This is a genomic window from Streptomyces sp. iso_384, from assembly GCF_056172905.1.
On the sequence record NZ_JBWBTT010000001.1, the window covers coordinates 2,784,097 to 2,801,182 of the forward strand.

General features: G+C 72.0%; 15 protein-coding genes and 1 pseudogene. 7 read left to right on the top strand and 9 right to left on the bottom strand.

Going from position 1 to position 17,086, the window contains the following annotated elements:
• The first annotated feature begins 34 nt into the window (after positions 1-34).
• Positions 35-2,875 (top strand): DEAD/DEAH box helicase, encoded by a 2,841-nt coding sequence (locus AC0VY3_RS12295; protein WP_103506970.1) that lies wholly within the window; start codon positions 35-37, stop codon positions 2,873-2,875.
• 325 nt (positions 2,876-3,200) lie between these two features.
• Here AC0VY3_RS12295 and AC0VY3_RS12300 read toward each other — a convergent pair whose 3' ends face one another.
• From AC0VY3_RS12300 to AC0VY3_RS12310, 3 genes and pseudogenes are all read right to left on the bottom strand, one after another.
• Positions 3,201-3,638, bottom strand: a complete 438-nt coding sequence (locus AC0VY3_RS12300) for an SPW repeat protein (protein ID WP_103506969.1) — start codon at positions 3,636-3,638, stop codon at positions 3,201-3,203.
• A gap of 157 nt (positions 3,639-3,795) precedes the next feature.
• Positions 3,796-4,332, bottom strand: a pseudogene (locus tag AC0VY3_RS12305) (ADP-ribosylglycohydrolase family protein); the annotation flags it as partial.
• 117 nt (positions 4,333-4,449) lie between these two features.
• Positions 4,450-5,097, bottom strand: a complete 648-nt coding sequence (locus AC0VY3_RS12310; protein WP_475549600.1) for a fasciclin domain-containing protein — start codon at positions 5,095-5,097, stop codon at positions 4,450-4,452.
• 343 nt (positions 5,098-5,440) lie between these two features.
• Between AC0VY3_RS12310 and AC0VY3_RS12315 the strand changes: the two genes are divergently transcribed.
• From AC0VY3_RS12315 to AC0VY3_RS12335, 5 genes are read left to right on the top strand one after another with little or no spacing between them, the layout of a single operon-like run.
• The gene (locus tag AC0VY3_RS12315; protein ID WP_242737280.1) at positions 5,441-6,715 is read left to right on the top strand and encodes an NAD(P)/FAD-dependent oxidoreductase; all 1,275 of its coding nucleotides are present in this window, start codon (positions 5,441-5,443) and stop codon (positions 6,713-6,715) included.
• Positions 6,712-7,437 carry a DUF1365 domain-containing protein gene (locus tag AC0VY3_RS12320; protein WP_242737282.1) on the top strand — a complete coding sequence of 242 codons (726 nt, stop codon included), beginning with the start codon at positions 6,712-6,714 and terminating at the stop codon, positions 7,435-7,437. Before AC0VY3_RS12315 ends, AC0VY3_RS12320 begins: the two co-directional genes overlap by 4 nt.
• Positions 7,434-8,699 carry an SAM-dependent methyltransferase gene (locus tag AC0VY3_RS12325; protein WP_103506965.1) on the top strand — a complete coding sequence of 422 codons (1,266 nt, stop codon included), beginning with the start codon at positions 7,434-7,436 and terminating at the stop codon, positions 8,697-8,699. Before AC0VY3_RS12320 ends, AC0VY3_RS12325 begins: the two co-directional genes overlap by 4 nt.
• A complete protein-coding gene (locus AC0VY3_RS12330; RefSeq protein WP_475549601.1) occupies positions 8,696-10,048 on the top strand; it encodes a class I SAM-dependent methyltransferase in 1,353 nt (450 codons plus the stop codon). The genes AC0VY3_RS12325 and AC0VY3_RS12330 overlap by 4 nt, the downstream gene beginning before the upstream one ends.
• Positions 10,045-10,848, top strand: coding sequence for a DUF1295 domain-containing protein (locus AC0VY3_RS12335; protein WP_103508028.1), 804 nt, complete (start codon positions 10,045-10,047; stop codon positions 10,846-10,848). Before AC0VY3_RS12330 ends, AC0VY3_RS12335 begins: the two co-directional genes overlap by 4 nt.
• Positions 10,849-10,912: 64 nt before the next feature.
• On the opposite strand, the gene AC0VY3_RS12340 is transcribed toward AC0VY3_RS12335, so the two are convergent.
• From AC0VY3_RS12340 to AC0VY3_RS12360, 5 genes are all read right to left on the bottom strand, one after another.
• A complete protein-coding gene (locus tag AC0VY3_RS12340) occupies positions 10,913-12,283 on the bottom strand; it encodes a cryptochrome/photolyase family protein (protein ID WP_475549602.1) in 1,371 nt (456 codons plus the stop codon).
• Positions 12,284-12,324: 41 nt separating this feature from the next.
• Complete coding sequence (locus tag AC0VY3_RS12345; protein WP_103508026.1) at positions 12,325-13,077, bottom strand: anti-sigma factor; 753 nt, start codon at positions 13,075-13,077, stop codon at positions 12,325-12,327.
• Positions 13,074-13,658, bottom strand: a complete 585-nt coding sequence (locus AC0VY3_RS12350; protein WP_103508025.1) for a sigma-70 family RNA polymerase sigma factor — start codon at positions 13,656-13,658, stop codon at positions 13,074-13,076. The genes AC0VY3_RS12345 and AC0VY3_RS12350 overlap by 4 nt, the downstream gene beginning before the upstream one ends.
• A gap of 114 nt (positions 13,659-13,772) precedes the next feature.
• Positions 13,773-14,210: an ABA4-like family protein gene (locus AC0VY3_RS12355; protein WP_103508024.1), complete on the bottom strand. Its 438-nt coding sequence runs from the start codon at positions 14,208-14,210 to the stop codon at positions 13,773-13,775.
• The gene (locus tag AC0VY3_RS12360) at positions 14,207-15,124 is read right to left on the bottom strand and encodes a hypothetical protein (RefSeq protein ID WP_181010770.1); all 918 of its coding nucleotides are present in this window, start codon (positions 15,122-15,124) and stop codon (positions 14,207-14,209) included. Before AC0VY3_RS12360 ends, AC0VY3_RS12355 begins: the two co-directional genes overlap by 4 nt.
• A 216-nt stretch (positions 15,125-15,340) precedes the next feature.
• Between AC0VY3_RS12360 and AC0VY3_RS12365 the strand changes: the two genes are divergently transcribed.
• Complete coding sequence (locus tag AC0VY3_RS12365) at positions 15,341-16,042, top strand: MerR family transcriptional regulator (protein ID WP_475549603.1); 702 nt, start codon at positions 15,341-15,343, stop codon at positions 16,040-16,042.
• A 108-nt stretch (positions 16,043-16,150) separates the two neighbouring features.
• Here the strand turns inward: AC0VY3_RS12365 and AC0VY3_RS12370 are convergent, their stop codons facing one another.
• Positions 16,151-17,002 carry a siderophore-interacting protein gene (locus tag AC0VY3_RS12370; RefSeq protein ID WP_103508022.1) on the bottom strand — a complete coding sequence of 284 codons (852 nt, stop codon included), beginning with the start codon at positions 17,000-17,002 and terminating at the stop codon, positions 16,151-16,153.
• Positions 17,003-17,086: the final 84 nt, after the last annotated feature.

Below are 17,086 nucleotides of genomic sequence, written 5' to 3' on the forward strand. Positions count from 1 at the left end.
AGTGTCAGAGGTGACGGGTAGGCTCGTAGCCAAGATGACAGAGGACTTCTCACCAGCTGAGCGATACCAGGCATCCCGGGCCCGCGCGGCCGAGATGGCGACGGCCCTCGGGCCTTTCCGGGAGATGTACGAGTTCGGCCTCGACCCATTCCAGATCGAGGCCTGCCAGGCCCTTGAGGCGGGCAAGGGGGTGCTGGTCGCGGCCCCGACGGGGTCGGGCAAGACGATCGTCGGCGAGTTCGCCGTGCATTTGGCCCTGGAGCAGGGCCGCAAGTGCTTCTACACCACGCCGATCAAGGCGCTCTCCAACCAGAAGTTCGCCGATCTCGTCAAGCGGTACGGCGCGGACAAGGTCGGCCTGCTGACCGGCGACAACAGCGTCAACTCCGAGGCGCCGGTGGTCGTGATGACCACCGAGGTCCTGCGGAACATGCTGTACGCGGGCTCCCAGTCGCTCTCCGGGCTCGGCTATGTGGTCATGGACGAGGTGCACTACCTCTCCGACCGCTTCCGGGGCGCGGTGTGGGAGGAAGTGATCATCCACCTGCCGGAGTCGGTGACGCTGGTCTCCCTGTCGGCGACCGTCTCCAACGCGGAGGAGTTCGGCGACTGGCTGGACACCGTGCGCGGCGACACCGAGGTGATCGTCTCCGAGCACCGCCCGGTGCCGCTCTGGCAGCACGTGATGGCCGGCCGCAAGATGTACGACCTCTTCGAGGAGGCGACCGACCACGGCGGCCGGGGCGCCGGACGCCGCGAGGTCAACCCGGACCTGGTCCGCCTCGCCCGGCAGGAGAGCCAGAACACCTACAACCCGCGCGACCGCCGCCGGGGCAAGATGGTGCGCGAGGCCGACCGCGAGCGTGAGCGGCGGCAGCGCGGCCGGATCTGGACACCGGGCCGCCCCGAGGTCATCGACCGGCTGGACAACGAGGGCCTGCTGCCGGCCATCACCTTCATCTTCAGCCGGGCCGGCTGTGAGGCCGCCGTACAGCAGTGCCTGTACGCCGGACTCCGCCTCAACGACGAGGACAAGCGCCGGCTGGTCCGCGAGATCGTCGAGGAGCGCACCGCCTCCATCCCCGGTGAGGACCTGCACGTCCTGGGCTACTACGAGTGGCTCGAAGGGCTGGAGCGGGGCATCGCCGCGCACCACGCGGGCATGCTCCCGACCTTCAAGGAGGTCGTCGAGGAGCTGTTCGTCAAGGGTCTGGTGAAGGCCGTCTTCGCCACCGAGACCCTCGCGCTCGGCATCAACATGCCCGCGCGCTCCGTGGTGTTGGAGAAGCTCGTCAAGTGGAACGGCGAGCAGCACGCCGACATCACCCCCGGCGAGTACACCCAGCTCACCGGCCGGGCCGGGCGTCGCGGCATCGACGTCGAGGGCCATGCGGTGGTCCTGTGGCAGCGCGGTATGGACCCGACGGCGCTGGCCGGCCTCGCCGGGACGCGTACGTATCCGCTGCGCTCCAGTTTCCGCCCCTCGTACAACATGGCGGTCAACCTGGTGCAGCAGTTCGGGCGGCACCGCTCGCGGGAGCTGCTGGAGACCTCGTTCGCCCAGTTCCAGGCCGACAAGTCGGTCGTCGGGATCTCGCGGCAGGTCCAGCGCAACGAGGAGGGCCTGGAGGGCTACAAGGAGGGCATGACCTGCCACCTCGGCGACTTCGAGGAGTACGCGCGGCTGCGCCGCGACCTCAAGGACCGCGAGACGGAGCTGGCCAAGCAGGGGGCGGCGCAGCGGCGGGCGGCGGCGGCCTCCTCGCTGGAGAAGCTGAAGCCCGGTGACATCATCCATGTGCCGACGGGGAAGTTCGCGGGTCTGGCGCTGGTGCTGGACCCGGGCCTGCCCGCCGGGCGGGCCAACGGGCACCGGGGGTTCGACCACCACGACGGGCCGCGTCCGCTGGTGCTGACCGCCGAGCGGCAGGTCAAGCGGCTGGCCTCGATGGACTTTCCGGTGCCGGTCGAGGCGCTGGACCGGATGCGCGTCCCGAAGTCGTTCAACGCGCGCTCGCCGCAGTCCCGGCGCGATCTGGCCTCCGCGCTGCGGTCCAAGGCCGGGCACATCGTGCCCGACCGGCACCGCAAGGGGCGGGCGCCGGCCGCCGACGACCGGGAGATCGCCCGGTTGCGGACCGAGCTGCGCGCCCACCCGTGCCACGGGTGCGACGAGCGGGAGGACCACGCGCGGTGGGCCGAGCGCTACCACCGGCTGCAGCGGGACACCCGGCAGCTGGAGAAGCGGATCGAGGGGCGGACGAACACGATCGCCCGGACCTTCGACCGAATCGTCGCGCTCCTGACGGAGATGGACTACCTCCGGGGCAACGAGGTCACGGAGAACGGGCGGCGGCTGGCCCGGTTGTACGGGGAGCTGGATCTGCTCGCCAGCGAGTGTCTGCGGGAGGGGGTCTGGGAAGGGCTCAACCCCGCCGAACTGGCGGCTTGCGTATCGGCGTTGGTGTACGAGGCGCGGCAGGCCGATGACGCGGTGGCACCGAAGCTGCCGTCCGGGCCGGCCAAGGTCGCCATGGGCGAGATGGTGCGGATCTGGGGGCGGCTGGATGCCCTGGAGGAGGACTTCAAGATCAACCAGACGGAGGGGGTCGGGCAGCGCGAGCCCGATCTCGGCTTCGCCTGGGCGGTCTACATGTGGGCCTCCGGCCGGACGCTGGACGAGGTGCTGCGCGAGGCGGAGATGCCGGCGGGGGACTTCGTACGGTGGTGCAAGCAGGTGATCGATGTGCTGGGGCAGGTGGCAGCGGCGGCTCCTCGGGATGCGGGGGCGGGGGCTTCCGGGGTGGCGAGGAATGCGCGTAAGGCGGTGGACGCGGTGTTGCGGGGGGTGGTGGCTTACAGCTCGGTCGGGTGACCCGGGGGTGGGGCTGGGCGTCTTCGTCCTCAAGCGCCGTACGGGCTGGTTTCGGGGCTCCGCCCCGGACCTCGCTCCTCAAGTGCCGGGGGCAGAGAGACAACCCCCGCTCCTCGAACGCCGGAGGGGCTGGATGGGGCCCGGGGGCTGGAAAGCGGACCCTGCTCCTCTGGCGCCGAGCTGGAAGGGCTGAGGGGTGAACCCCGCTCCTCAAGTGCCGGGGGCTGAGGGACAAGCCCCGCTCCTCGAATGCCGGAGGGGCTGGATGGGGCTCGGTGGCTGGAAGAGGGGCGGGGGTTGTCGGGGTTGGTCGTCGGTGTCGTGGTCAGGTGTTGCGGCTCTTGGCCGCGACTCCTGCGCAGACCATGCCCAGCAGGACCGCCAGTCCGCCGACGATGATGTTGTTGATCACGACCCCGGCGTCGGGGCTGCTGCCCACCACCCAGGTCGACACGATGATCCACGCCCCGATCGCGCAGAGCGCCCAGCTCAGGCCGGACATACGCTCGGGCATCATGGTGAAGCCGAGGGCCAGGACCGCGATGGCGATGCCCATCACCAGGTTGTGCGTCACCAGGGCCGGCTGGCTGGCCGTGAAGTGCAGCACCCACGGGGAAACGGCGCAGTAGAGACCGACGAGGAACACCGGCGCGTCCACCAGCGCCACATCGCGGCCGCCCATCACGCGGTCGTAGCGCGCACGCATTTCGGAGGCATCGGGGTGGCCCGATATGTCGCTCCTCGCGTGTGAGACGTTGCTCATGAGATTTCGTCTCCTTCGTTCTGCGGCCCCGCCGCGGTGCGGATGGATGCGGCAGGCGCCCTTTCCTCCATAGTGCTCTTATCTGACGCTTATGTGTATATTTCGGGCAATGTTCTCGGAGGGGAATCCTCAGGCGGTCCGGGGGCCCTCGGCGTCCAGCCGGCCGGGCGGCCAGGGCGCGGAGGTCCTCCGTGCTCAGGCGGCGGTCGCCGTAGCCGGGCAGCGGTACGTGCAGGATCTCGGTCCAGCGGTCCTGGACCGCGCCGATGCCGTACACCGCTCTCGCCAGGCCGCCCGTCACGGCCGCCACCGTGTCGGTGTCCCCGCCCACGTCGACGGCGGACGCCAGAGCCCGCTCGAACGTGTCCGTCGTGCGCAGCGCCCAGAGCGCGGTGCCCAGACAGGGCCACACCGCACCGTTGAACTCGGTCGCCAGGCCCGGGTGCCAGTCGGGCGCCAGCACCGTCGACCAGCGGACCCGATGGCCGGGGTGCACCTGGGCCAGCGCCCCGGGTACGGCGGCGAGCGGGTCGCCGCCCGCCAGGGCCACCCGGACCAGCTCATGAAAGACCGCGGTGCCCTCCCAGGCCGCCCGGTCTCCGTGGGTCAGCGCCGCGATCCGGCGGGCCGCCGCCATCGTCGCCGGGCGCCCGGCGTGCGCGAAGTACACCGCCGATGTGGTCGCCCGCATCCCGGCCGCCGCCTCCGCACAGCGTTCCGGCGCCGTCAGGGAAGGCATAGGACGACGAGGGGCGGGGAGCCGCGGTGTGCGCGGCTTCCCGCCCCTCGTCCGTGGGGGGAAACAGGGGGGTTACTTCGGGGGCATCAGGACCGTGTCGACGATGTAGACCGTCGCGTTGGCGGTCGGGACATTGCCGCAGACGACCTTCGAGGAGTCGTTCACGGTGTACTCGGTGCCCGAGCCGGCCGTCGTCAGCTCGCTCTTCTCCAGTGTGTCGAAGGAGCCCTTCTCCAGCTGCTGCGGCGTCAGCTTCTCGCCCACCACGTGGTACGTGAGCACCTTGGTGAGCTCGGCCTTGTTCGCCAGGAGTGCGTCCAGGTCGGCCTTCGGGATCTTCGCGAAGGCGTCGTTGGTCGGGGCGAACACCGTGATGTTCTCCGCGTTGTTGAGCGTGTCGACCAGGCCCGCCTGCTTCACGGCGGCCACCAGCGTCGACAGCTCCTCGTTGTTCGAGGCGGCCGTGGCGACCGGGTCCTTGGCCATGCCGTCGAACGAGCCCGCGCCTTCCTTCGGCACCGACGAACAGGCCGGGCCGAACGGCTTGTCCATGGTCGCCGGGGCATCGGCCGAGGGGCTCGCCGGCGCGGAGGCGCTGGGCGTCGAGCCTGCGGCCGAGTCCTTGGAGGAGTCGTCCGACGAGCAGGCCGTCAGCGTCAGCGGCAGCACGGCTGCTGCGGACACGGCTACGGCTGCGCGGCGGAAGAGGAGCGTGTTCATGGCGTTCTCCTGAATCGAAGGTGTCGTGCGAAGCGGGGGGTGGGATAGGGGTGGGCCGGTCGCGCGCAGGGGTGGACCGCGAGGTCGGGCGCCCGGCGTTCAGCCACGCGCGGGGCGGGACCGCCGGGGCAGGAGCGCCCCGTCCATCCGCGCATCGTTCCGGTCTGTTCTCACACCAGGGGTTCGGCGCCGGCCCGGCCGCGGATTGGTCCCGGGATCTCATTCACTCGTTCGGAGCAGAGTCGGCGATCGACCAATCCGTTCGGCTCCCGGCCACGAATGGAGTGTTGAGGAGCGTTCCAGCACCGCTCCGACCAGTGCGGAAGGACCGGAGGGAGCCGGCATGGCAGGGGAACGGCGGCGGACGGCCGTGGTGGGGTCCGGGGTGGCGGGACTGACCGCCGCCCACGTTCTCCGCGACGCTCATGAGGTGACGCTGTACGAGGCGGACGACCGCGTCGGCGGCCACGCCCACACCCATGATCTGGGCGCGTCCGACGGCCGGGTGCACCGCGTCGACTCCGGGTTCATCGTGCACAACCGGCGGACGTACCCCCATCTGTTGCGCCTCTTCGACGAGCTCGGGGTCGCCACGCAGGAGTCCGAGATGTCGATGTCCGTACGGTGCGAGGGGTGCGGCCTGGAGTACGCCGGGGCGCGCGGGCCCGCCGGGCTCTTCGCGCAGCCGCGTTCCGCCGTGCGCGGCCCCTATCTGCGGATGCTCGCCGAGGTGCCGCGCTTCCACCGTGCGGCCCGGGCCCTGCTGGCGCTGCCGGAGAGCGGTGCGAGCGGGATGACGCTGGGGGAGTTCGCCCGGCGCGGGCGCTTCTCACCGTACTTCCACGCCCACTTCCTCACCCCCATGGTCTCCGCCGTCTGGTCCTGCGACCCGGTCACCGCCCTGCGCTACCCGGCCCGCTATCTGTTCCGCTTCCTCGATCACCACGGCATGCTCTCCATCGGGGGCTCGCCGGTCTGGCGCACCGTCACCGGCGGTTCGCGCAGTTACGTCGACCGCGTCGTCAAGCAGCTCACCGCCGTGCACACCGCGACCCCGGTGCGCGCCATCACCCGGCACGCGGACGGCGTCGAGGTCACCACCGAGGACGGCACCACCACTCCGTACGACTCCGTCGTCATCGCCACCCACCCCGACCAGGCGCTGCGGCTGCTCGCCGACCCGACCGACGCCGAGCGCAACACGCTCGGCGCGTTCCGCTACTCCCGCAACCCGACCCTGCTGCACACGGACACCGCCCTGCTGCCGCGCGCCCGGGGAGCCAGGGCCTCCTGGAACTACCTGATGCCCTCGTGCGCCGCCGACGCCGACCGCGTCACCGTCAGCTACGACATGAACCTGCTCCAGCGGCTCGACGCCCCGGACACCTTCGTCGTCACGCTGAACGGCGCCGACCGGGTCGACCCGGACACCGTGCGCGCCCGCATGGTCTACGAACACCCCGTCTACACCCCGGCGTCGGTCGCCGCCCAGGCCCGGCTGCCCGCCCTGTCCGGTCCCGTCACCGCCTACGCGGGGGCCTACCACGGCTGGGGGTTCCACGAGGACGGCTGCCGTTCGGGGGCCGAGGCCGCCGCCGCCCTTGGGGTGAGGTGGTGAACGCCCTCTACCCGTGCACCATCACGCACGTACGGACCCGGCCGACGACGTACGCGTTCCGGCACCGCACCTATCTGTGGCTGATCGACCCCGACCGGCCGCCCCGGCTGCCGCGCGCCCTGCGGCCGCTGGCCCGGTTCGACGCCCGCGACCACTTCGGCGGCACCGCGCCCACCATCCGCGCGGGTCTTGAGCGTTTCCTGCGGGCCCGGGGCGTGGAGCTGGGCGACGACGGCACGGTCACCATGCTCACCCAGGCCCGGGTCTTCGGGTACGTCTTCAACCCGATCACCGTCTACTGGTGCCACCGCGCCGACGGCAGCCTGCTCTGCGTCGTCGCCGAGGTGCACAACACGTACGGCGGACGGCACGGCTATCTGCTGCGTCCCGATGAGGACCACCGTGCGGTGACCGGCAAGGAGTTCTACGTCTCGCCGTTCTTCCCCGTGGACGGCGGCTACCGCATGCGGCTGCCCGAACCCGGGGCCCGTCTCGACCTGAGCATCCATCTGGAGCGCGACGGCGGCCGCCCGTTCACCGCGACCGTACGCGGAGGACGCCGCCCGGCGACCCCTCGCGAGCTGGTGCGCCTCGCCCTGCGCCACCCCCTCTCCACCGTCCTCGTCTCCGCCGCGATCCGCCTGCACGGCATCCGGCTGTATCTCCGCGGGCTCCCCGTGCAGCCCCGTCCCCCGCACCGCACTCAGGAAGGTATGCAGTGACCGTTCCCACCTCTGCGCCGCCGGCAGAGCACACCCCCGGGACCGACCCGGAACGCTGGCCCGACGTCGTCACCCTGCCCCGGGCCTCCCGCGCCCGGACCGCCGTCGCCGAACGCATCGTCCGCCGCGCGCTCGCCCGGCTTCCGCTGCGCGCCCGGCTGGCGGGCCGGGGCGACATCGGTCTCGGCGGGCCGCTCATGGTCATCCGCGACCCCGACGCCTTCTTCCGGCGGATCGGCGCGAGCGGACTCATCGGCTTCGGCGAGTCGTACATGGCGGGGGAGTGGGACGCGCCGGACCTGGTCGGGGTACTGACCGTGCTCGCCGACCACGCGGCCGACCTCGTCCCCCGGCCGCTGCAACGCCTGCGCGGCATCTGGGCACTGCGCAGGCCCGCCGCGCAGCTGAACACCCCCGAGGGCTCCCGGGACAACATCAGCCACCACTACGACCTGTCCAACGAGCTCTTCGCCCTCTTCCTCGACGAGACGCTCTCCTACTCCTCCGCCGTCTTCCGCGGCTTCCCCGCCGAGCACGAGCTGCTGCCCGCCGCCCAGCACCGCAAGATCGACCGGCTGCTCGACGCCGCCGGGGTCACCGAGGGCACCCGCCTCCTGGAGATCGGCACCGGCTGGGGCGAACTGGCCGTCCGCGCGGCCGCCCGCGGCGCCCGGGTCACCACCGTCACCCTCTCCGCCGAACAGCGCGAACTGGCCCGTACCCGCATCCGCGAGGCCGGGTTCGAGGACCGTGTCGAGGTGCGGCTGAGCGACTACCGCCAGGTCACCGGCGACTACGACGCCATCGTCAGCGTCGAGATGGTCGAGGCGGTCGGCGAGGAGTTCTGGCCGGTCTACTTCGAGACCCTGGACCGGCTGCTCGCCCCCGGCGGCCGGATCGCCCTCCAGGCCATCACCATGCCCGACGACCGGCTGCGCGCCAGCCGCTCCACGTACACCTGGATCCAGAAGTACATCTTCCCCGGCGGACTGCTGCCCTCCACCGAGGCCGTGGAGCGGATCACCACCGGCCGCACGAGCCTGCGCACCACCCGGCGCATCCGCTTCGGCGCGCACTACGCCGAGACGCTCCGGCTGTGGCGGGAGAGGTTCACCGAACGGGCCGCCGAGGTCGACGCCCTCGGTTTCGACGCCGTCTTCCGCCGGATGTGGACCTTCTATCTCGCCTACTCCGAAGCGGGTTTCCGCTCCGGCTATCTCGATGTGCAGCAACTGCTGCTGACCCGCGAGGAGACCGCGTGACCACGACCGCAGCCAAGCCCCCCGCCCGGCGCACCCCGACCGGGGCCGCCCAGCGCGTCGAACCGCTGATCGAGCGCTTCCTCGGCGGCGCACTGCCGGTCCGGGTACGGATGTGGGACGGCAGCGAGACCGGGCCCCGCGACGCCCCCACCGTCCACGTGCGGACCCGTAGAGCCCTGCGCCGTCTGCTGTGGGAACCGGGCGAACTCGGTCTCGCCGAGGCCTACATCACCGGCGACATCGACCTGGACGCCGACCTCGGCGACGGGCTGCGCGCCATGCGCCGCGCCGTGCGCGAACGCGGTCTCGCCGCGCCCGCGCCCGCCCTCGCCGACCGCGTCAGGGCGGCCGGCCTCGCCCTGCGCCTCGGCGCGGTCGGCCCCCGGCCACCGGTGCCCGCAGCCCGCGCGGGACTGCGCGGGGAGCTGCACAGCAAGGCCCGCGACCGGGCGGCGATCAGCCACCACTACGACCTGTCCAACGCCTTCTACGCCCTGCTCCTCGACGCGACGATGGCGTACTCCTGCGGCTACTGGACCAGCGACGCCCCCGACTACGGCCCGGCCGACGCCCAGCGCGACAAGCTGGAGCTGATCTGCCGCAAGCTCGGACTGCGGCCCGGCACACGGCTGCTGGACATCGGCTGCGGCTGGGGTTCGCTGACCCTGTACGCGGCGAGACGCCACGGCGTCCGGGTCACCGCCGTCACCCTCGCCGCCGAACAGGCCGCGTACGTACGGGAACAGGTCGCGGCACGCGGGCTCGGCGACCTCGTCGAGGTGCTGAACATCGACTACCGGGACATCGCGGAGCGGCCGGAGACCCGGGGCGCGTACGACGCCGTGTCCACCGTCGAGATGGGCGAGCACGTCGGAGACGCCGAGTACCCGGCGTTCACCCGGATCCTGCACGACTCCCTCCGGCCGCGCGGACGGGCCCTGGTCCAGCAGATGTCCCGGGGCACGACCGCCCCGGGCGGCGGCGCGTTCATCGAGTCGTACATCGCCCCCGACATGCACATGCGGCCGCTCGGTGAGACCGTCGCCCTGCTGGAGGGCGCCGGTCTCGAAGTGCGTGACGTCGAGTCGCTGCGCGAGCACTACGTGCTGACGGTGGAGGCCTGGCGGCGGACGCTGGAGGAGCGCTGGGCGGAGTTCGTCGCCCTGGTCGGGGAGCAGACCGCGCGGGTGTGGCGGCTCTATCTCGTCGGTGGCGCGCTCGCGTTCGAGGAACGGCGGATGGGCGTCGACCAGATCCTGACCGTACGGCCCGATCCGGTCGGCTCCGCCGCGATGCCGGCCACCCGGCGGGGCTGGTACGAGCCGGAGAAGCCGGGAGCGGACCGGTGAGCGGCTTCGCCTGGGCCGCGTTCGCGAACGGACTCGCGGGCGCGGCCGTCGCCGCCCTCGGCGTCATGCTCGTCACCTTCGCCGTCGCCCTGAACAAGGGCGTGCACCGGATCGTCGACATCGCCTGGGGCCTCGGCTTCGCCGTCGTCGCCCTGGTCTCCTACGCTCTCTCGGCGGATGTCGGCGACGACGGCCGCCGGCTCCTGGTCACCGCGCTGACGGTGATCTGGGGGGTGCGCCTCGCCGTCCATATCGGGCGGCGCGGGAAGGGCCACGGAGAGGACCCGCGCTACGCGAAGATGCTGGCCAAAGCCCCTGGCAACCCCCAGCTGTACGCCCTGCGCAAGGTGTATCTGCTCCAGGGCGCGCTGGTCTGGCTCGTCTCGCTCCCGGTGCAGGCCGCCCAGTACCTCACCGCGCCACTGGCCTGGTGGGCCTGGGCGGGGGTGCTGCTGTGGGCGGTCGGGCTGGCCTTCGAGGCGATCGGCGACGCCCAGCTCGCCCGGTTCAAGGCCGACCCCGCCAACAAGGGCACGATCATGGACCGGGGGCTGTGGTCCTGGACCCGCCATCCGAACTACTTCGGGGACTTCTGCGTCTGGTGGGGCCTCTTCCTTTTCGTCTGCCAGGCCCCGGCCGCCGCTGCCGCCACCGTCGTCGCCCCGCTGCTGATGAGCTTCCTGCTCACCAAGGGCAGCGGCGCTGCCCTGCTGGAGCGTCACATGGCCGACCGGCCCGGGTTCGCCGAGTACCGGGCCCGGACGAGCGGCTTCTTCCCGCGGCCGCCGCGCCGGGCGTGAGAAACCCGGAAGGGGCCTGTTCCGCAGCCGCGCGGAACAGGCCCCTTCCGGGTGGTCGTACGGCTCAGTCCAGGCCGCGCGCCCGTTCGAAGCGGGCCCGCGCCTCGGCCAGGTCCACCACCGGGTCGGGATAGTCGACGCCCGCCCGGTCCAGGCCCTCCAGCTTCCAGGGTTCGTGGATCCCGGGCCCCTCCAGCTCCGCCAGCTCCGGCACCCAGCGGCGTACGTAGTCGCCGCGCGGATCGAAGCGTTTGCCCTGGATCACCGGGTTGAGCACCCGGTTGGGCCGGGTGTCCGTGCCGGTGCCCGCCACCCACTGCCAGTTGAGCTGGTTGTTCGCCACATCGCCGTCGACCAGCAGGTCCAGGAAGTGCCGGGCGCCCACCCGCCAGTCCACGTACAGCGTCTTCGTGAGGAAGCTCGCGGCCAGCATCCGGCCCCGGTTGTGCATCCAGCCCTCGTGCGCGAGCTGCCGCATCGCCGCGTCCACCAGCGGATAGCCCGTGTGCCCGGACTTCCAGGCCTCGATCTCGTCCGCGTCGGAGCGCCACCGGTCCTGGCGCGGCCGGTAGTCGGACCAGGAGGCGTCGGGCCGGGCGGCGAGGACCTGGTGGTGGAAGTCGCGCCAGGCCAGTTGCCGTACGAACGCCTCGCCGCCGGCGCCGCCCTTCTCCCGTGCGCGGTTGGCCAGTTCGGCGGCGGAGACCGTACCGAAGTGCAGATGCGGGGAGAGCCGGGACGTCGCGTCGCCGGCCAGGTCGTCGTGGCCGTCCTCGTAGTCGGCCATGGGGCCGTGGAGCCAGGACGTCACCAGCTTGCGTCCCGCCTCCTCGCCGCCCCGGGCGAGACCGGGGGAGACGTGCCCGACGGCGTCCCGGTCCGGGAGCGCGTCGCCGGACACGCCGTCGGGCACCCGGACCGTGCGGGGAGCGGCCAGTGCGCCCCGTACTCCCTCCGCCTCCCAACGGCGGAAGTACGGGGTGAACACCGCGAAGTGATCCTTGCCGCCCGTCGGGACCACCCGGCCCGGGGCGAGCGCGGTGACCACCGCGTCATGGACGCGCAACTCGCAGCCGGTGCCCGAGAGGGCCTCCCGGATGCGCTCCTCACGCTGTGCCGCGTACCCGCTGACCCCGGCGGCGATGTGCACGGAGCCTGCCCCGGTCTGCTCGACGACCCGTTTCACCTCGCGGGCGCTCTCGCCCCGGCGGACGATCAGTCTCCCGCCGCGGTCACGGAGTCCGGCGTCCAGGTCCGCCAGGCAGTCCGCGAGGAACGCCAGCCGGTTGGGCGCGTCGAACCCGGCGCGGTGGACGGCGTCGTCCCGCACGAACAGCGGGACGACCTCGTCCGCGTCCCGCAGGGCGCCACGCAGCACCGGATGGTCGTGCAGACGCAGGTCGGAGGTGAACAGCACCACCGCGACACTACTCATGGAACGTGTGCTCCCTTGCGTTACTCGTGGGCGAAGCGTCGTCAGGCTGTCGGGAAGTCCATCAGCGCCACCGGCTCCGAAGTCGGTTCGGCGGAGCCGCCCGCGGGCTCGACCGTGATGCCCATCCCGGACGCCTGGTCCACCGACCCGTCCAGCAGGACCGCGTCGTCGCTCGCCTTCGGGTCCATCAGCCCGGCCGAGCGCATGGTGCCCTCGTCGTTGAACCAGATCTGGTAGACCTTGCCGCTCGGCGGCGGCGCCATGCCCGAGGCCAGGAACACCGCGCGGTTCTGGCTCTGCGAGACGACGACGGTGCCGCGAGCCCCACCCGTCAGCTCGCCCGACGAGGTCTTCGCGTCCGGGGCGGAGAGCACCCGCGCCAACTGCTCGTTCTGCCGCTGCGCCTGGTTCGCCTCCTGCCGCGCGTCCTGCGCCAGCTGGTTCTGCCATACCGCGACCCCGCCGAACGCGGCGGCCGCCGCGACGCAGGCGGCCAGCGCGTAGGCGTACCACCGTCCGGTGCGCCCCCTGCCGCCGGTCCGTTCACGTCTGCCGTGCGCTGGAGCGTCCTGGCGTACGGTCGTGATCTCCCGCAGCACCCTCTCGCGCAGCTCGCGCGGCGGGGTCTCGGCGACGGCGAGCCCGAGCCGGGCGGCGGTGGCCGACAGCTCCAGTACCTCCTGGGCGCAGGCCTCGCAGTCCTCCAGATGCTGTTCGAACGCCCGCTGTTCGGACTCCGGCAGCGCATGCAGGGCGTAGGCCCCGGTCAGCGTGTGCAGTTCGGCCGTGCTCATGCGCTCACCCCCAGGCAGTCGCGCAGCCGGATGAGGCCGTCGCGGAGTCGTGTCTTGATGGTGCCGAGCGGCACGGAGAGGAGCTCGGAGACCTCACGGTAGGTCAGGCCCCGGTAGTAGGCGAGGGTCACCGACTCCCGTTGCAGCTCGGACAGGGTGCGCATACAGCGCCGTACCTGTTCTCTCTCCAGCCGGGTCTCGACCTGTTCGGACACCTCGTCGAAGGCGGGTGTCCGATCCAGCAGCGCCGCCTTGTGCTCCCGGGCGGCTGCGGCCTCGGCGGAGCGGACCCGGTCGACGGCCCGGTGGTGGGCCAGGGTCAGTACCCAGTTCATCGCGCTGCCCCGGGAGGCCTGGAAGCGGGGCGCGGTGCGCCACACCTCCACCAGCACCTCCTGCGCCACCTCCTCCGACTGGGCCGGGTCCCGCAGAACGCTGCGCACCAGGCCGAGCACGGGGCCGCTCACCGCGTCGTACACCGAGGCGAACGCGTCCTGGTCACCCCGTGCGACCCGCACCAGAAGCTCCTGGAGATCGGGACCGGGCGAGGGCACCCCACTGATGTGTACGGCTTCCTTCACGCGGGTTTCCTCCCGGGGCGATCGTTGTTTCCGCAAGTGATTCGGAGCCGGCGCCCGTGCGGATTGGTCGGATGTCCGCGATCTTTCCAGACCGGGCCCGGGAGGACGCGTGACTCAGCCGGGGATCGGTTCCCGCCCCCGCAGCCGGACGGCGCGGACGGCGAGGAAGAGCAGCAGCCCGAACGGCGCCAGCAGGATCGTCAGCACCAGCAGCGGCCCCATCAGCCACGGCGAGAGCCCCAGCTTCCGGCTCTGCAGATACATCCACTGCCCCAGCAGAAGATCCCAGGCGATCACCTGCGCCCAGATGGCGCCCGCTCCGCCGGCCAGCGCCGTCAGATCACGGAAGGTGTCGATGTCCGGGCTGCTCACCGCCGTCCAGAGTTCCGGGAACACCGGCACGACCAGGACGACGTAGACGGCGAGCACCGGCAGCACGGTCAGCGGCGAGGCGACGACGCGGGCGGTGCCTGACCAGGTCGGGGCGAAGATCATCAGTAGCCAGAAGGGTGCGGCCAGATAGAACGTGATCTCGAAGAGTGCGCCGGTCATACGACGGGCTCCTTGTCGTCGTGGGCGGTACGGACCGGGTGTTCGCCGGCGGCCGGGCGCAGTGCGGCCCGGGCGCCGCCCGCCACCGCCGCGAGGATCGCTCCGGCGGCGGCCAGTGTGACCCCGTCCGGGTGGATCAGCGGCTGGCCCCGGAGCGCCTGCCAGGTGATGAGCGCGACGAACGCCGCGTAACCGGCCACGGCGACCCGGACGAGGCGCAGCCGCACCCCGGCGTCGCGCAGCGGGGTGAACCGGGGCGCGAGCAGGACCAGCGCGATCAGCAGGAGCGGTATCAGCTGGAGCGCGTGCATGCCCACGAAGTGCGGGGCCCGCAGATCGCCGCCGGTCGTCGACCAGCCGGTCAGGGGCATGGACGGGCCGCCGTCCGGTACGCCCACGGAGTGCGCGCCCATCGTGTCGGCGGCGTCGAGATTCCCGGCCGCCTGCCGGCTCTCGCTCGGCAGCGACATCAGGAAGCCGAGTGCCGCGCCGGCCAGGGCGATCAGCAGCCCGCCCCGGACGGCCAGGGCCTCCGCACGGTCGGCGATGCGGGTACGCAGCAACAGGACGGCGATCACCAGAGTGGCCGTCCACAGGGCGACGATGGTCATGCCCATCGCGTTCCACAGCGCCGAGTCGAAGGCGGTCGCGGTGTTGAAGTGGCTGCGCTTCCCCCGGACGACCTGCACGGTGATGATCACCATCTCGACCAGGCTCGTCAGCACGACCACGTGCCCCGCCCACCGGCCGATCCGCCGCCCGCGGGTGAGGAGCGTCAGCATCCAGGCCAGCGTCAGGCAGTACGCGACGAAGGACACGCTGAACTTGAACGGCTTCGCCCAGATCGGCGCCCCCACCAGGACCCGGTCGTCGACCACGAGTCCGACGGCGGAGACGACGGCGAGAGCGGCCATCGCGGCGGAGAGGACGACTAATGGGCGATGCCAGGAACGCCACGACGGCATGGGAGACCCCCTGTGGTGATGCGGTGGTGATGCGGTCAGTATGGATAGCCACGCTGTCCGCTATCCGATAGGTGGACTATCTATGATGGGGGTGGTTTCTGGCAAGGGCGGAAGGACGAACACGCGGTGCGCATCGGTGAGTTGAGTCGCAGGTCCGGGGTTCCGGTGCCGACGATCAAGTACTACCTACGTGAAGGTCTGCTGGCCGCAGGGGAGTTGACCAGCCCGAACCAGGCGCATTACGGCTCCGGGCACGAGCGCAGACTGCGGCTGATCCGGGCGCTGCTGGATGTCGGAGGCCTCTCGCTCGCCGCCATCGGCGAGGTCCTGGGAGCCATGGACGACCCCGAGCAGCCGGTGCACAAGGTGCTCGGTGTCGCGGCGGACGGCGTCACACCGACCGGCGAGGAGCAGGCGGGTCCCGAACTGGAGGAGGCGCGCGAGGAGGTGGCCGAGCTGCTGCTGCGGCGCGACTGGCAGGCCGACGCGCAGAGCCCCGCCGCCGAATCGCTGGCTCAGGTGCTGGCCGCGCTGCGCCGGGCCGGGCACGGCGGATACATCGACCTGATGGACGTCTACGCGGACGCCGCCGAGCCGGTCGCCCACGCCGACCTCGACTACGTACAGCGGCGGGTGGCCCGCGAGGACCTGGTCGAGAGCGTCGTCGTGGGGACCGTCCTCGGCGAGGCGATGTTCGGCGCGCTGCGCAGGCTGGCGCACATCGATGCGTCGTTCCGGCGCTTCGAGTCCCCGGAGTACCTCACGGGTGACCGGGCGGCTCGCCCGGAGGGTGACGCTCCGCGGGAAGAAGGCGCTCCCGCGGCGGGAGGCGCTCCCGCCGCGGGAGGTGCTCCCGCGGCGGGCTGAGGCCGACGCGCGGACCCCGCCCGCCGCGGTGTGCGGCGGACGGGGTCCGGTGGGTCTGCTCGCCGGGCGGTCGCTCCAGGTGCGGCCGCGCGGAGGGGCGGGCGGGGCTCAGGCGGCGGTCGTGCCGCTCTCCTGCTCGCGCTCCACCTGCTCGTTCCACTCGCGCTTCACGGCGCGCCAGGCGTCGTCGTTCTGGCCGAGACGCCAGTAGCCCGAGATCGACAGCTGCGACAGCGGGATCTCGCGCTCCACGCGCAGATACCGGCGGATCTCCTTCACGAAGCCCGCCTCCCCGTGTACGAAGGCCTGGACCTGGCCCCCGGGGAAGTCCAGCCCCTTCACGGCGGCCGTCAGCAGCTCGCCGACCGGCCGGTCACCGCGGTGCAGCCAGGTCACGGCCACCCCGTCGGGCGTCACGATCTTCTGCTCCTCCGAGGCGTCCGGCACCTCGACGAAGGCGTGCACCACCGCGCCCGTCGGCATCTGCTCCAGCGCCGCGGCGACGGCCGGCAGCGCGCTCTCGTCGCCGACCAGCAGATGCCAGTCCGCCGAGGCGTCCGGTCCGTAACCGCCGCCGGGGCCGAGGAAGGTCACCTGCTCGCCGACCTGTGCCCGCTGCGCCCACGGTCCCGCGAGGCCCTCGTCGCCGTGCACGACGAAGTCGACGGCCATCTCCCGGGCGACCGGGTCCCAGGAACGCACCGTGTACGTACGGGTGGTGGGCCACAGCTCGCGCGGATACTCCTCGCGGATGGTGGCCATGTCGAACGGGTGCGCGTAGTCCGCGCCCTCGGGCGCGAAGCACAGCTTGATGTAGTGGTCGGTGAAGCCGGAGAGGGTGAAGTCCGCGAGACCTTCGCCGCCGAGGACCACCCGCACCATGTGCGGGGTGATCTGCTCGGTGCGCACGACCTGCGCCCCCTGGGCCTTGGGTCCCTGCCGGGCCGGCCGCTCTGCCACGAGGTACTCCCTGGTTCGAAGACTTAGGTATACCTAAGTTAGCACCTCGTCCGGCGTCTTGGTCGGCGCCGTGTCCAGCGCTTC